The sequence below is a fragment of the Thauera sp. 27 genome, assembly GCF_000310125.2.
Classification (GTDB): Bacteria; Pseudomonadota; Gammaproteobacteria; order Burkholderiales; family Rhodocyclaceae; genus Thauera; species Thauera mechernichensis.
Map to the genome: position 1 here is coordinate 105088 of NZ_AMXB01000005.1, position 14345 is coordinate 119432.

Sequence of the window (14345 nt, forward strand, 5' to 3'; positions counted from 1 at the left end):
GCTGCCGGGGCGTTTCAGACACCGAGCAGCCGGCGCGGCTCGACCACGACAGAGTCACGACCGTTGGTGATCAGGACCTGCCCCTCCTGGATCGTGAACTGCAGGCGCATCGTGCGCTCGGCCATACGCGCCAACTCCGCCGTCTGCTCGCGGCCCAGTTCGATCACATGCAGTCCCGCCTGGCGCTCGAGCTTGGCGCGCACGCCGCTCCACCACACCTCCAGCGCCCGGCCATAGGCAAGTACGACGACCTCGCGTGCGCGACCGCAAGCCTTGCGCACCCAACGCTCATCCGGTTGCCCGACATCGATCCAGCGCTCGATGACGCCGGTCAGATCCTTCTGCCACAGATCCGGCTCGTCATCGACGCACAGGCCCTTGCCAAAAACCAGAGCGGGGTCCGCGTGCAGCGCAAAAGCGAGCAGGCGCACCATCATGCGCTCGTCCGTTTCGGAGGGGTGGCGCGCCAGGGTCAGCGCATAGTCTGCGTAATGGCCGCGGTCCATGTCGGCGATCTGGATCTCGGCCTTGAAGATGGTTGCCTTGAGCGCCATCAGTGCACCTGCTCCGGCCCGCGCTGCGCATGCTGCCATGCAATCACCGCACGCGTAGCGTGCGCCATGACGAGATCGCTCACGTCCTTCGGCAGTTCGCGTGCCAGCGCGGCAAACAGGGCCTGTGTGGCCTCCTGCCCAATGCCCTCGACAGCCAGACTGTCGGCCAGGCAGCGAATCTGGATGAAGGCGACGGCATCGGCCACCAGTCGCCAGCCGGCAATCGGCATCTCGCGCGCAAGCGCCAGCAGCATGCCGCCAAGGCGTGAGGAGAGCCGCAAGGCCTCTTCACGGCTCTCGGTGGCAATCGACGAGTGCCACAGCGCCAGATGCAGCGCACGGCGCAATTCCACCTTGAAGTCGATGACGTTCTGCTCAGCGGCGCCTATCGACTCGAAATGGCGCAGGAAGCGGGCCTCCGCCTGCGCATCGAGCCCGGTGCGCAAGGCACCGATGAGTTCCGTCAGACCGGGTATCGCCACCAACTCGAAGGCCTGCGTCCACGCCAGCCCCCACTGATCCATGCCTGCCAGCAGCAAGGCCAGACGCAGCGCGCGCGCCTCGTCGTCCGCAGCCTGGCCCGCCCACTCGGCCAGTTCGCCGCGAAGTTGTTCCACACCGCGGCGGCGCACGTCATCTGGCTCAGCCACGCTCAGGCGAAAAACACGCGCAAAAGCCTCCTGTGCCAGGTGGGCCGCCCGGCGCTGGGCTTCTCCATCGACAAGCGCCGCCAGCGGGTCACTCGGCAACGGGGTCTGCGAACTGGGCATCGGATATCTCGGTTGAATTTTGCGGGCGCCTATTGTGACGGCGCTGGGCAAGCGAGGCAAACCTCCGCCGAACCAGCACACGCGCGGTCACGCGATGCTGCGCTCCCAGAACGAAGGGGGGTCAGTGTCTCGCAGCTGCGTGTTGCCGCTGCGGAAGCCCTCGAGCATCCGGCGCAGTGCATCCGCATCCTCGGCGGTAAAGCCGCGCTTGAAGTCGGTCAGGATCAGCCGCGACCGCGTAGACCAATTGCCGGGCGCATCATCGATCGCACACCAGGCCACATCACGCAGGTTCGGCTCATGCTGGCTCAGCCAGATCATCGCCTCACGTTCCCGCAAGCCGTGCAGTTCGGCGCCATTCTTGGGCAGCATGTGCGGCGTGGCGCCGGCGATCTGCGGATGAACGTCTGACGAAAAGCGCGCCAGCAGCTTCTGCATCGAGAACAGCATGCGCCAGTCGGACGCGATGACGATGCGCGACTCGGGATACTCCCGCACAACCCCCTCGATCAGCGGCAGGCAGCGGAAATCCTCAACTTCGCCCCAGGGGTGGGTAACCCCGTCGAAGTCGGTGAAAATATAAGCTCTGCGTGTCATTCTGCACTCCCCGCGGGACTGAGCCCGGGTCCGCTATCCATGGATGCTGCAATGCGGAATATACTTCATTGCATGCTGCAAGCGCCTGTATCGAATGTCACGGAAAGTCATATTTCCAGTGTAAAGTATGCTCAACGTGGCGCACTGTTGCAGTGCAACAACACAAAACCGGAACCGAGGACTTCACCATGACCCCACTCATCAACCTGGAAGGCAAGATCGGCCTGATCACCGGCATCGCCAACGAGAAGTCGATTTCCACCGGCGTTGCCGAGGCCTGCGCCCAGGCCGGCGCCAAACTCATCATCACCTACCAGAACGACAAGACGCGCGCGTTCATCGAGCCCATTGTGCACCGGCTCGGTGTCGAGGATGTGTTCCTGCTCGACGTCACCCGCCCCGACACCATGGACGCCGTGTTCGCCGAGATCGACGCCCGTCACGGCAAGCTCGACTTTGCCATCCACAGCATGGCCTTCGCCAAGCGCGACGATCTGCATGGGCGCGTCGTTGATTCCTCGCCCGACGGCTTTGCGCTGGCGATGGACGTATCCACGCACTCCTTCGTCCGCCTCGCCAAGAAGGCCGAACCCTTGCTCGAAAAAGCCGGCGGCGGCTCGTTGGTGACGATGACCTACCTCGGCTCGGAGAAAGTCATCCCCAACTACGGTGTGATGGGTCTGTGCAAGGCGGCACTGGAAGCGGCTACACGCTACATGGCTGCGGAGCTCGGCGCCAAGGGAATCCGGGTCAACGCGGTGTCGCCCGGACCGCTGATGACCCGTGCCGCATCGGGTATCGCCGGCTTCGACGGGCTGATGGCCGCCGCCGTCGAGCGCGCACCCATGCATGCACTCGTCACCCCCGAGGACATCGGCGCGCTCACGGCCTTCCTGGTGTCCGATGCCGGTCGCCTGGTAACCGGTGGCGTGCATTTCGTCGACGCCGGCTATAACATCATGGCGTAAGCACTTGGAGGGGCCATGATCGATCTCGAGGCGGCCAGAATCCGACTGGGACGGCAGCAGATCCTGCTGCCCGATCCGGTGCCGGCGCATCCGCTGCTCGACGGCAAGCGCGAGATCGGTCGTGGCGAGTACTCCATCGTCCTGGACAAGGGTGACGGCGAGCGCGTGTACAAGGTCTGCAGCTCTCCAGCGGACTATTTCCTCTACACCGCGGAGGATCGCCCGAGCGGTCAGCACTTCCCCATCGTCCACGCCGACCACGGCATCATCGGCCGAGCCGCTTCAGGTTATCCGCTGCACCTGATCGAGATGGAGAAGCTCTACCCGCTCGACGACGGCTCGCCCGCTGCGGAGCTCGCCAAGCGCCTGATCGATTTCTACTGGTCGGCTTGCGAACAATGGAGCAGACTGGGCAACGACATGGGGCGCATCGCCCTGTACCATCTGACCGTCAATCCGCTTGCCATGAGCGACAGCATGCAGCAGGCGCTCAAAGCCCTGTCCGACTTCGTCGAGGCGTATCAGGTACTGCCGGACATCCTCAACACCAACAACCTGATGATGCGCAAGGACGGAACGCTGGTCTTCTCCGATCCGGTCTTCATCGCCTGAACGGTCTCCACGGCGCGCGCTTGCGCGTATCATCGGGTCTCCGATGCAAGGACGCATCGCAGCGGACTCACGCATGCACGACCACGATCACGACCACACTCCCGCCCCGCGCCCGGCCTCCATCGGCATCGCGCGCAGCGGCACCTTCGACCCCGACGCCTTCGAACGCGCCGTCACGGCCCTGCTGCAGGCCTGCGGCGTAGCGCCCGATACGGCCCACACCGGGCGTACTGCAACACGCGTGCGCGAACTGTGGCAAAAGCGGCTGCTCGGCGGCTATGACCTGGACCCTGCCGAGGTGCTCGGCGACGGCTTCGAGGATCCGCGACGCGACATGGTGGTCATACGCGGCATTGCCGTTCACGGCGTTTGCCCCCACCACCTCGTCCCCTTCCGCGGCCTCGCCCATGTGGCCTACCTGCCAGGCGGGCGGCTGCACGGCTTCGGCCGCATCGCCCGCCTCGTCGACGCGATCGGCCACCGTTTCACTTACCAGGAGTGGATGACGCGTGACATTGCCGATGCCTTGATGACGCATGGGAAGGCGGCCGGTGCGGCCTGCGTCATCGAAGCGGAGCAGCTCTGCCTGCTTCTGGGCGAAGACCGCCGCGGCGACGAGCGGGTCGTGACACAGGCTTTCGCCGGTGCATTCGAGAGCTCGGCACAGGCGCGCAGCGAATTCCTGCGCGCCATCGACAGCGGGCGAACCTGAAGCGCCAAGCGCGCCTTCAGCGCAGATCGATCACCGTGGCGCGGCGCGCGAGGCGGTGCGCGCTGACATCCACCAGCACCACGTCTCGCCCTTCGAGCACCACCGCACCCGGATAGCGGTCATCGCCGCTCGGCGAGTACTCGAACTCGAACGCACGACGCAGCACCGCATGCCCCTGCTCGTTACGCGCAAAGCGCACCCCCCGGCCGACCACAGTCTCGTCGAGGAACTGCACGCCCTCGCGCAAACATGCGCGCCGCGCCGCCTCGATCCCCGCTTCGCGCGCCTTGAGGCTATCGAACCAGAACCAGACCAGTCCGGCCAGCACCAGGGCTGCACTCAACTCGGCTAAGGTCACGGGCGCACGAAGACGGTGAGCGCAGCGCGCAACAGACGAAAGCTGAGCATGCGACTCATTGCAGCATCATGCCGCGGATGGTGAAGAACAGGATCGCAGCCATCAGACCCGAAGCTGGCACCGTGATGACCCAGGCCGCGGCGATGCGCAACAGCTGCGAACGCTTGACCAGCTCCCGGCGATAGACCTTCTTGAGTCCCTTGCGCTCACCCTTGGAGAAATGGGCCGGATCCTGCGCGGCCTTCGAGCGCTCCTTGAGATCTGCCAGCATTGCGCCCTTCTCCTCGACCGATGCCTTCTCGAAACGCTGCACGAATGCTTCGATCGCTGCCAGGTCCCCCTCCGGATGGTGAGCCTTGATCTCGGCGAGCATGCGGTCGTAGTTGCTCTTGAGATACTCGCGCAGGAAGCCAACGCCGAACACGCCACCCACTGCGATATGCGTCGAACTCACCGGCAGGCCGAACTGGCTGGCGATGATGACCGTGATCGTCGCCGCCATTGCAATGCAGTAGGCCCGCATCTGGTCGAGCTCGGTGATCTCGGAGCCGACGGTGCGGATGACCTTGGGCCCGAACAGCGCCAGACCAAGCGCGATCCCCAGCGCACCGACCATCATCACCCAGGTCGGAATGGCTGCTGCCTTGTGGAACTCACCACCCGAACTGACCACATCGACGATCGCAGCCAATGGCCCCACGGCATTGGCGACGTCGTTCGAGCCGTGGGCAAAGCTCAACAGCGCGGCTGCGAAAATGAGTGGCACCGTAAACAGCTTGTTGACGCTCTGCTTGGTGTTGGCGACGATGCCCTGCCGACCACGCAACACGTAACGCACCAGCAGGAACACGGCGATACCCACCAACAGTCCGTAGATCACGGCCCCGGTGAAGCCAACCTTCCAGACCTTGTTCAACCCCTTGAGGATGAGATAGGTCGAGAACGTCCAGGCCATGAAGCCTACCAGCAGCGGCACCATGCGCCGCGCCGCCGCGGCCATGTCGGTCTGGTAGGTGATGCTGCGCTTGACCAGATACAGGAAGCCGGCGGCAAAGAGCGCGCCCAGCAGCGGCGACACTACCCAGCTTGCGGCGATGTTGCCCATCGTGCCCCAGGCCACGATCCCGGGCCCTGCGGCTGCCATGCCTGCGCCCAGCACCGCGCCTACGATGGAGTGAGTGGTCGACACCGGCGCCCCCACCGCGGTGGCGATATTGAGCCACATGGCACCCGCGAGCAGGGCTGCGAGCATGATCCACACGAAGGTGTCCGAATCGGCGATCAGGTCGGGGTTGATGATGCCGCCGCGGATGGTGCTCACCACCTCGCCACCGGCGATGAGTGCGCCCGCCGCCTCGAAGATTGCGGCAATGACGAGGGCGCCGGCGAGCGTGAGCGCCTTCGAGCCCACTGCCGGGCCGACGTTGTTGGCAACGTCGTTGGCGCCGATGTTCATCGCCATGTAGCCGCCGATCATCGCCGCCACCACCAGCGTAAGGCTGCCTTCACCGCCTCCGCGCATGGCGGAATACAACATGACGCCGACGATGAACAGCACGCCCATGCCAAGGCGGAACACCTCACCCCGCCCTTGGTAAGCTGCCTTCTCGATATCGCTGATGTGCTTCAGGTCCACAACCGGACAACCCCGAATACTGTAAAGGCCGTATTGTTTCAGAAAATTTGCAGCGCCCCAATCGGAACTTCTGCTGGGACGATGAGCGCCCTGGCTCCACCACGGCGACCACGAGCCAAACCGCGCTCAGAGTTCGTCGTATTTCTTCGCGCTGCCGCGCGCACGCGCCACAGGATAGCGATCGGCATTGATCGCCATCTTGGCCCGCGCAGCATCGGCTAGATCGATATCGAGCACGTCGGCCAACCTCACCAGGTAGAGCAGTACGTCGGCGAGTTCATGCGCCACCTCCGCGCGCACAGGAGCAGGCAGCGCGCTCGACTGCTCGGCGGTGAGCCACTGGAAGTGCTCGATCACCTCACCCGCCTCGCCCGCCAGCGCCATGGCGAGATTCTTTGGGGTGTGGAACGGCTCCCAGTCACGGTCAGCGGCAAACCGGCGCAGGGCCTCGCGCAGTTCGAGCAGTGAGTCGGGTCGGACAGCTGTGTCGTCCATCTTCAACTCACTCGATGTGGTGCTCGAGGTCGAATCCGGCACCTTCGTCCTGCCCAAGATGCTCGACCAACCAGGGCAGCGTCTTCTCCAGGCGTTCGGGCAGCAGCCACGGTGGATTCACCACGTAGAGGCCACTGCCGAACATGCCGAAACCATCACGGGCTGGACTGCGCACGGCCAACCGTACGTCAAGCCAGCTCTCCGCACCAAGCTCGGCCAAGCGCTCGGGCAGCATGCGCGCCTCGGTCCGCGAGAGCATGGGGTACCACACCGCAAAGGTGCCGGTCGGGAAGCGACGCAGTGCATCGCGCAGGGTATCGACCACCCGGCGGTAGTCGTCCTTGACCTCGTAGGGGGGATCGATCAGCACCACTGCCCGCCGCGATGGCGGTGGCAACAGCCCCTTGAGTGCGCCGAATCCGTCTGCGCGACGCACCTGCACACGCTCCTGCTCACGATCGAAGGTACGCTGCAAGGACTCGAAATCGGCCGGATGAAGCTCGAACAGTCGCAGTCGATCCTGCGCCCGCGCCTGCGTCATGGCGAGGGCCGGAGAGCCGGGATAGAACAGCAGGCGTCCATGCGGATTGAACTGCCCGACCGCGGCCACATAGGCGGCAAGCGGCGCGGGCAGGTCATCTCGCGCCCACAGTCGGCCGATGCCCTCGCCGAATTCTGCAGTCTTGCCCGCCTGCTCGCTTTCAAGCGCGTAGCAACCTCCGCCGGCATGGGTGTCGATGTAGATCCAGGGCTTGTCCTTGCGGTTGTAGTAGGCGAGCAGTTCGAGCAGCACGGTGTGCTTGAGCACATCGGCGTGATTGCCCGCATGAAAGGCGTGACGATAACTGAGCATGAAGGTCTTCCGTTTGCGGCACGCATCCTAGCACCCCCCGCAGAACGGACAAAATCCTCGCTGGATCAGCAACATCGAGCAGATAAGGAGGTTTGCATGCTGCAGTGCCCTTGCTATGATGCGCCCCCCGACAGCCGTGATCACCCGGCTGGAGACATACATAGCGAGAACAAGCATGAGCATCTATGCCCTGGGCGATCGCAAGCCGCGTTTCGGAGCCGGCAGCTGGATCGCCCACAATGCCACGGTGATCGGCGCCGTGACCGCGGGCCGCAACGTCAACATCTGGTACAACGTCGTACTGCGCGGTGACAACGACCCGATCACCATCGGCGACGACACCAACATCCAGGACGGCTCGGTACTGCACAACGACGAGGGCGTACCGCTCACCATCGGCAGCGGCGTCACCGTCGGCCACATGGCGATGCTGCACGGCTGCACCATCGGCGACGGCAGCCTGATCGGCATCAACGCCGTCATCCTCAACAAGGCGGTGATCGGGCGCAATTGCATCATCGGTGCCAATGCACTCATCCCCGAAGGCAAGGTCATTCCCGACCGCTCGCTCGTCGTCGGCTCACCCGGACGCGTGATCCGTACCCTGACCGACGCCGAAGTCGAGCATCTCGCCTGGAACGCCCAGCACTATGTCGATAACGCGCGTCTTTACGGACAAGCGCTGTGCGCGATCGACCCGGCCAGCGTGATCGCCCCGGCAACGCCCTGAAACGTCCTGGGGGCTGCAGGCTGCAGCGCATCCTGACAGAATGCGTGCAACCGGCCGGCATCGTGCGCGCCGGACTGACAATGCATCAGAAGGAGATTGCCTCATGCGCCCCAGCCCCCTCTCCCCCAGCGGGCACATTGCCGCCCCTGCCCGCTCCGTAGCCGTTCGGCCTGCCAGCCTGCCCGAACTCGCACGCCTCGCTCTCGGCGGCCTGCTCGCAGCCACCCTGACGCTGGCAGGCACAGCAGCCCTCGCAAGTGAAGCGGACGGCACAGGGCGCGCGCAGATCATCGAATTCTCGGCTGAGGCCAGCCAGCCGGCGGCCAACGACCTTGCGGTGGCAGTGCTGTACGCCGAGCACCACGGCCCCAACCCCGGCGCGGTGGCACGCGAGGTCAATCGCCACATAGCCGCGGCCCTGCAGACAGCCAGCGCACATGCCGACGTCACCAGCAAGTCGGGCAACGTATCGACCTGGCCGGTCTACGCAAAGGACGGACAAGGCCGTATCGAGTCGTGGCGGATGCGCTCGGAGATCCATCTCGAGAGCCGTAATCTGGGGGCGATGTCAGAACTCGTCGGCACCCTTCAGGGCAGTCTTGCGCTCTCGCAGCTGAGCATGCAGCCCGCACCGGACACCCGCATGGCCGCGGTCGACGAGGCCACGGTGGCAGCCCTGCGTGCCTTCGAGCGCCGCGCCGCACTGATCGCCAACAGCTTTGGCAAGCGCTACCGGATTGCCAGCCTGTCGATCGGCGACAGCGGCCACTACCCTCCGGTGATGCCACGCATGCGCGCCGCCGCGATGCTCGCCGACGCCGCGCCAGCACCGATGGAGGGCGGCGAGAGCCTCGTCTCGATCAACGTGAACGGAAAGATCGAGCTCCTCGACTGAGGCATTCCGTGAACTGGGCTGGACCCGGTGCAAGGCTGTGGCGTATCTTTGCGCCATGCAAGCCACCTTGTCCCGCCCTGCATCGCGCCTGCGCGCTGCGACGCTAGCCGTCATGACCGTTGTCGCAGCCGCACTTGCAGGCTGCGGCACGTCCACCAAACCGCCGCCCGCCGCCCAGGCTCCACAGCGGCCCAGCGTACCCGACGCACGCTTCTTCACGCTCGCTGACGACGAACAGGCGCGCGAAATGGTCCTGTTCGCCCTTGGCCTGCTCGACACCGGCTACCAGTTCGGCGGACGCAATCCGGAAGCCGGTCTGGATTGCAGCGGCATGGTCGCCTACATCGTCGAGAACATCAGCGGCCATCGCCTGCCCCACAACGCGGCGCAGATCGCCGACAGCACCCGCCCCATCGCACTCGGTCAATTGCAGCCGGGCGACCTTGTTTTCTTCAACACCATGCAGCGCCGCCATTCGCACATGGGCGTCTACATCGGTGACGGGCGCTTCATCCATGCCCCCTCAAGCCGGGGCCGGGTACGGGTGGACAGAATGGACAACCGCTACTTCGCGGCGCGGGTGGACGGTGCGCGCACACTCGTCTCAGGGCCCGACCGCCTCGCCCGCAGCGACGCGCCGGCTTGCGCTGTGACCGGCTGCTGACGCACACCCGCCACACCGGGCGCATCAGCGCCGCGGCGTGTGCACGTAGATTTCGCCGGGCTTGGTCAGACCGAGTTCGAAGCGCGCACGCTCCTCGATCGCCTCGTTGCCCGACTTCAGGTCATTGACCTCGGCCTCGAGGCTGGCATTTCGCTGCTCGAGGCGCAGATTCTCCTCGCGCTGCGCTTGCAGCTGGCGATCGGTCTCCCAGACCTGCAGCCACCCTCCTTTGCCCAGCCACAGCGGATACTGAAGCAGGACCACGAGTGCGATCAGGATCAGGATCGGCCAGCGCATCGGTAAAGGAGTCGGTAGGTCGGGAAGGAACGCACGATGGGCTGCGAGAACGGGGGCCGGAACGAAGACCGTGATGGATGCAACATCGGGCGCATCGCGGCCGCTGCCGCAGGATGCGGGCGGCCGCGGCCGGCGCGCATGAAAAAGCCGGCGGACTCGCCGCCGGCATCGTCAGCCACCTGCTCAGCGCAGGTTGTAGAAGGCGCGCTTGCCCGGGTAGCTGGCGGTGTCGCCGAGATCTTCCTCGATGCGCAGCAGCTGGTTGTACTTCGAGATGCGGTCCGAACGGCTCAGCGAGCCGGTCTTGATCTGCATCGCGCGCAGGCCGACGGCGATGTCGGCAATGGTCGAGTCGTCAGTCTCGCCCGAGCGGTGCGAGATCACCGCGGTGTAGCCGGCGAGCTTGGCCATCTCGACGGCGGCGAAGGTCTCGGTCAGCGTGCCGATCTGGTTGATCTTGATCAGGATCGAGTTGGCCACGCCCTGCTCGATGCCCTGGGCGAGGATCTTGGTGTTGGTGACGAAAAGATCGTCGCCCACCAGCTGCACACGCTTGCCAAGACGCTCGGTCAGGATCTTCCAGCCGTTCCAGTCGCCCTCGGCCATTGCGTCCTCGATCGACACGATCGGGAACTTGTCGCACAGGGTCTCGAGGTAGTCGGTGAAACCCTCGGCGCTCAGCGACAGGCCTTCACCCTTGAGCTCGTACTTGCCGTCCTTGTAGAACTCGCTGGCGGCGCAGTCGAGCGCCAGCAGCACGTCCTGGCCCGGTACGTAGCCAGCGGCGACGATGGCCTCCTGGATCAGGTTGAGCGCCTCCTCGGTACCGGAAACGTTGGGGGCGAAGCCGCCCTCGTCGCCGACCGTGGTGGGGTAGCCCTTGGCATCGACGATCTTCTTCAGATGCTGGAAGATCTCGGCGCCGCAGCGCAGCGCCTCGCGGTAACTGCCCATGCTGACGGGCATGATCATGCATTCCTGGATATCCAGGCTGTTGTTGGCGTGCTCGCCACCGTTGATGACGTTCATCATCGGCACCGGCATCACCATCGGGCTCGAACCGCCGAAGTAGCGGTACAGCGGCAGGCCGGCCTCTTCGGCGGCGGCCTTGGCCACCGCCATCGACACCGCCAGCATGGCGTTGGCGCCCAGGCGCGACTTGTTCTCGGTGCCGTCGAGCTCGATCAGGGTGCGGTCGATGAAGGCCTGCTCCTCGGCGTCAAGCCCGATGATCGCCTCGGCGATCTCGGTGTTCACGTTCTCGACCGCGCGCAGCACGCCCTTGCCGAGGAAACGCGACTTGTCGCCGTCACGCAGTTCGATCGCTTCACGCGAACCGGTGGAGGCGCCCGACGGCACCGCAGCGCGGCCCATCACGCCGGATTCCAGCAGCACGTCGGCTTCGACCGTAGGGTTACCGCGGGAGTCCAGAATCTCGCGGGCGATCACATCAACGATTGCACTCATGTTTTGTCCTGTTGCAGTACGGGGATACTCGGTACGATCGGCAGAGGGCGCTGATCACGGGCTGCACATGCTGCCGCGCAAACGGTGCCTCGTGGGCACCACCGCGCGATAGCCCGCATCAGCAAGTGCGATACCGCACGCCCTCCAGACCTGTTCTCAAAGAGCGGTTTCCAGGAAACCCTGGCGCTTGACCAGGGAGTCGATGTCCTTCAGCACGCTGAGCAGTGCCTTCATCTTCGGCAGCGGCCACGCGTTGGGGCCATCGGACAAGGCCTTGGCCGGGTCCGGATGGGTCTCCATGAAAAGACCCGCCACGCCCACCGCCACCGCGGCGCGCGCGAGCACCGGCACGAACTCGCGCTGGCCACCGGAAGCCGTTCCCTGCCCGCCGGGCAGTTGCACCGAGTGGGTGGCATCGAACACGACCGGGCAGCCGGTGTCGCGCATGATGGCCAGCGAGCGCATGTCGGAGACGAGGTTGTTGTAGCCGAAGGAGGCGCCGCGCTCGCACACCATGATGGTGTCTGCACCGCCATTGGCCTCGCGCGCCTTGTCGGCGACGTTCTTCATGTCGCCCGGGGCGAGAAACTGGCCCTTCTTGATATTCACCGGCTTGCCGCTGGCAGCTACGGCGTGGATGAAATCGGTCTGGCGGCACAGGAAGGCTGGCGTCTGCAGGACGTCGACCACCGATGCAACGACCGGAATCTCCTCGATCGTGTGCACGTCAGTCAACACCGGCAGGCCGAGCTGCTTCTTGACCGCTTCGAGCATCTTCAGGCCAGCGTCCATGCCGTGGCCGCGGAAGCTCTTGCCCGAGCTGCGGTTGGCCTTGTCGTAGGACGCCTTGAAGATGTAGGGAATGCCCAACTCGCCACAGATCTCCTTCATCTGGCCGGCGATGTCCAGGCACATCTGCTCGGACTCGGCCACGCAGGGGCCGGAGATCAGGAACACCGGCTTGTCGAGCCCGACTTCGAAACCGCAGAGGTTCATGCTTCGCTCCTTCAGGCCGCGGCCTGCTTGCGCGCGATTGCCGCCTTGACGTAGGCGGTAAACAGCGGATGGCCCTTGCGCGGGTTGGAGGTGAATTCGGGGTGGAACTGGCAGCCGACGAACCAGGGGTGGACGTCGGCGGGCAACTCGACCATCTCGCACAGATCGGTGACGGGAGCACGGCCCGACACCACCAGCCCCTTGTCCTCGAGCTTGGCGAGCAAGGTATTGTTGACTTCGTAACGGTGGCGGTGGCGCTCCATGATCTCAGCCGCGCCGTAGATGTCGCGTGCCAGCGTACCTTCCTTGAGCTGGCAGACCTGGCCACCGAGGCGCATCGTGCCGCCGAGGTCGGATTCCTCGCTGCGCTTCTCGATCTTGCCGCTGCGATCCTTCCACTCGGTGATCAAGCCGATGACAGGGTGCTTGGTGTCGCGCTCGAACTCGGTCGAGTGCGCACCCTCCAGGCCCGCCACGTCGCGGGCGAATTCCACCACCGCGAGCTGCATGCCGAGGCAGATACCCAGATAGGGCACCTTGTTCTCGCGCGCATAGCGGATCGCAGCGATCTTGCCCTCGGTACCCCGCTTGCCGAAGCCGCCCGGCACCAGGATGGCGTCCATGGCCTTGAGCACGCTGCAGCCATCGCGCTCGATGTCCTCGGAGTCGATGTAGTGGATCTTCACCTTCGACTCGGTGTGCATGCCGGCGTGATTGAGCGCCTCGATCAACGATTTGTAGGACTCGGTGAGATCGACGTACTTGCCGACGAAGCCGACGTTGACAGTCTGCTTCGGGTTCTCGAGTGCGTGGATGAGCTTCTCCCACACCGACAGGTCGGCCGCACGGGCGAGGATGTCGAGCTTGTGGCAGACGATCTGGTCGAGCATCTGGTCGTGCAGCATGCCGGGGATCTTGTAGATCGAGTCGGCATCCAGGCACTCGATGACCGCCTCCGGCATCACGTTGCAGAACAGCGCGATCTTGCGCCGCTCATCGACCGGGATCGAACGGTCGGCGCGGCACAACAGGATGTCGGGCTGGATGCCGATTTCGCGCAGCTCCTTGACCGAGTGCTGGGTCGGCTTGGTCTTGAGCTCACCGGCGGTCGGGATGTAAGGCAGCAGCGTCAGGTGGATGAAGCACGTGCCATGGCGGCCTTCCTCGAAGCCCATCTGGCGGATGGCCTCAAGGAAGGGCAGCGACTCGATGTCGCCCACCGTGCCGCCGACCTCGACGATCGCCACGTCGGCACCCTCGGCACCGCGCTTGACGTAGGCCTTGATCTCGTCGGTGATGTGCGGGATGACCTGCACGGTCTTGCCCAGGTACTCGCCGCGACGCTCCTTCTTGAGCACCGACTCGTAAATCTGGCCGGTGGTGAAGTTGTTGCGCTTGCTCATCTTGGCGCTGGTGAAGCGCTCGTAATGGCCGAGGTCGAGGTCGGTTTCCGCGCCGTCTTCGGTGACGAAGACTTCGCCGTGCTGGAACGGGCTCATGGTGCCCGGATCGACGTTGATGTAGGGGTCCAGCTTGAGGTGCGTGACCTTGATGCCACGGGACTCGAGGATCGCCCCCAATGAGGCGGCCGCGATGCCTTTGCCCAGGGAGGACACGACACCGCCGGTAACGAAGACGTATTTGGTCATGGGAGATGTGCTGCGGGAAAGCGCGATGATAACCGATGCACCCGAACCGCGTCAGCAGGCGGCGCACTCGACAGGGGACAATCGCACGAAGC

The 14345-nt window shown here is 64.9% G+C and carries 17 protein-coding genes; 6 read left to right on the top strand and 11 right to left on the bottom strand.

The window, feature by feature from the left end:
* Positions 1 to 14: 14 nt before the first annotated feature.
* The 3 genes from B447_RS03900 to B447_RS03910 form a co-directional block, all read right to left on the bottom strand.
* Positions 15 to 554, bottom strand: a complete 540-nt coding sequence (locus tag B447_RS03900; protein WP_002936725.1) for a YaeQ family protein — start codon at positions 552 to 554, stop codon at positions 15 to 17.
* Positions 554 to 1324: a hypothetical protein gene (locus B447_RS03905; protein ID WP_002926590.1), complete on the bottom strand. Its 771-nt coding sequence runs from the start codon at positions 1322 to 1324 to the stop codon at positions 554 to 556. Before B447_RS03905 ends, B447_RS03900 begins: the two co-directional genes overlap by 1 nt.
* 87 nt (positions 1325 to 1411) lie before the next feature.
* Complete coding sequence (locus B447_RS03910; RefSeq protein WP_002926591.1) at positions 1412 to 1921, bottom strand: HAD domain-containing protein; 510 nt, start codon at positions 1919 to 1921, stop codon at positions 1412 to 1414.
* Between the two features lie 188 nt (positions 1922 to 2109).
* Between B447_RS03910 and fabI the strand changes: the two genes are divergently transcribed.
* The 3 genes from fabI (at position 2110) to folE (ending at position 4213) form a co-directional block, all read left to right on the top strand.
* On the top strand, positions 2110 to 2889 hold the full coding sequence (gene fabI, locus B447_RS03915) for an enoyl-ACP reductase FabI (RefSeq protein WP_002936728.1): 780 nt from the start codon (positions 2110 to 2112) through the stop codon (positions 2887 to 2889).
* Positions 2890 to 2904: 15 nt separating this feature from the next.
* Positions 2905 to 3501: a hypothetical protein gene (locus tag B447_RS03920; protein WP_002926593.1), complete on the top strand. Its 597-nt coding sequence runs from the start codon at positions 2905 to 2907 to the stop codon at positions 3499 to 3501.
* A 73-nt stretch (positions 3502 to 3574) separates the two neighbouring features.
* A complete protein-coding gene (folE, locus tag B447_RS03925; RefSeq protein ID WP_002926595.1) occupies positions 3575 to 4213 on the top strand; it encodes a GTP cyclohydrolase I FolE in 639 nt (212 codons plus the stop codon).
* 16 nt (positions 4214 to 4229) lie between these two features.
* Here the strand turns inward: folE and B447_RS03930 are convergent, their stop codons facing one another.
* From B447_RS03930 to B447_RS03945, 4 genes are all read right to left on the bottom strand, one after another.
* Positions 4230 to 4571 (bottom strand): DUF3301 domain-containing protein, encoded by a 342-nt coding sequence (locus B447_RS03930; protein WP_037982297.1) that lies wholly within the window; start codon positions 4569 to 4571, stop codon positions 4230 to 4232.
* A gap of 55 nt (positions 4572 to 4626) precedes the next feature.
* Positions 4627 to 6207, bottom strand: a complete 1581-nt coding sequence (locus tag B447_RS03935; RefSeq protein WP_002936740.1) for an inorganic phosphate transporter — start codon at positions 6205 to 6207, stop codon at positions 4627 to 4629.
* Between the two features lie 126 nt (positions 6208 to 6333).
* Positions 6334 to 6702, bottom strand: coding sequence for a nucleotide pyrophosphohydrolase (locus B447_RS03940; protein ID WP_002936742.1), 369 nt, complete (start codon positions 6700 to 6702; stop codon positions 6334 to 6336).
* 7 nt (positions 6703 to 6709) lie between these two features.
* Positions 6710 to 7555: a 23S rRNA (adenine(2030)-N(6))-methyltransferase RlmJ gene (locus tag B447_RS03945; RefSeq protein WP_002926603.1), complete on the bottom strand. Its 846-nt coding sequence runs from the start codon at positions 7553 to 7555 to the stop codon at positions 6710 to 6712.
* A gap of 175 nt (positions 7556 to 7730) precedes the next feature.
* On the opposite strand from B447_RS03945, the gene B447_RS03950 reads away from it, so the two are divergent.
* The 3 genes from B447_RS03950 (at position 7731) to B447_RS03960 (ending at position 9844) form a co-directional block, all read left to right on the top strand.
* Positions 7731 to 8285: a gamma carbonic anhydrase family protein gene (locus tag B447_RS03950; protein WP_002926605.1), complete on the top strand. Its 555-nt coding sequence runs from the start codon at positions 7731 to 7733 to the stop codon at positions 8283 to 8285.
* A gap of 103 nt (positions 8286 to 8388) precedes the next feature.
* A complete protein-coding gene (locus B447_RS03955; RefSeq protein WP_002936745.1) occupies positions 8389 to 9180 on the top strand; it encodes an SIMPL domain-containing protein in 792 nt (263 codons plus the stop codon).
* A gap of 55 nt (positions 9181 to 9235) precedes the next feature.
* Positions 9236 to 9844 carry a C40 family peptidase gene (locus B447_RS03960; RefSeq protein ID WP_002936746.1) on the top strand — a complete coding sequence of 203 codons (609 nt, stop codon included), beginning with the start codon at positions 9236 to 9238 and terminating at the stop codon, positions 9842 to 9844.
* 24 nt (positions 9845 to 9868) lie between these two features.
* Here the strand turns inward: B447_RS03960 and ftsB are convergent, their stop codons facing one another.
* From ftsB to B447_RS03980, 4 genes are all read right to left on the bottom strand, one after another.
* Positions 9869 to 10141, bottom strand: a complete 273-nt coding sequence (gene ftsB / locus B447_RS03965) for a cell division protein FtsB (RefSeq protein WP_002926610.1) — start codon at positions 10139 to 10141, stop codon at positions 9869 to 9871.
* Between the two features lie 183 nt (positions 10142 to 10324).
* Positions 10325 to 11608: a phosphopyruvate hydratase gene (gene eno, locus B447_RS03970; RefSeq protein ID WP_002926611.1), complete on the bottom strand. Its 1284-nt coding sequence runs from the start codon at positions 11606 to 11608 to the stop codon at positions 10325 to 10327.
* Between the two features lie 156 nt (positions 11609 to 11764).
* Positions 11765 to 12604, bottom strand: a complete 840-nt coding sequence (gene kdsA, locus B447_RS03975; protein WP_002936749.1) for a 3-deoxy-8-phosphooctulonate synthase — start codon at positions 12602 to 12604, stop codon at positions 11765 to 11767.
* A gap of 11 nt (positions 12605 to 12615) precedes the next feature.
* Complete coding sequence (locus tag B447_RS03980; protein WP_002926615.1) at positions 12616 to 14253, bottom strand: CTP synthase; 1638 nt, start codon at positions 14251 to 14253, stop codon at positions 12616 to 12618.
* Between the last annotated feature and the right edge of the window lie 92 nt (positions 14254 to 14345).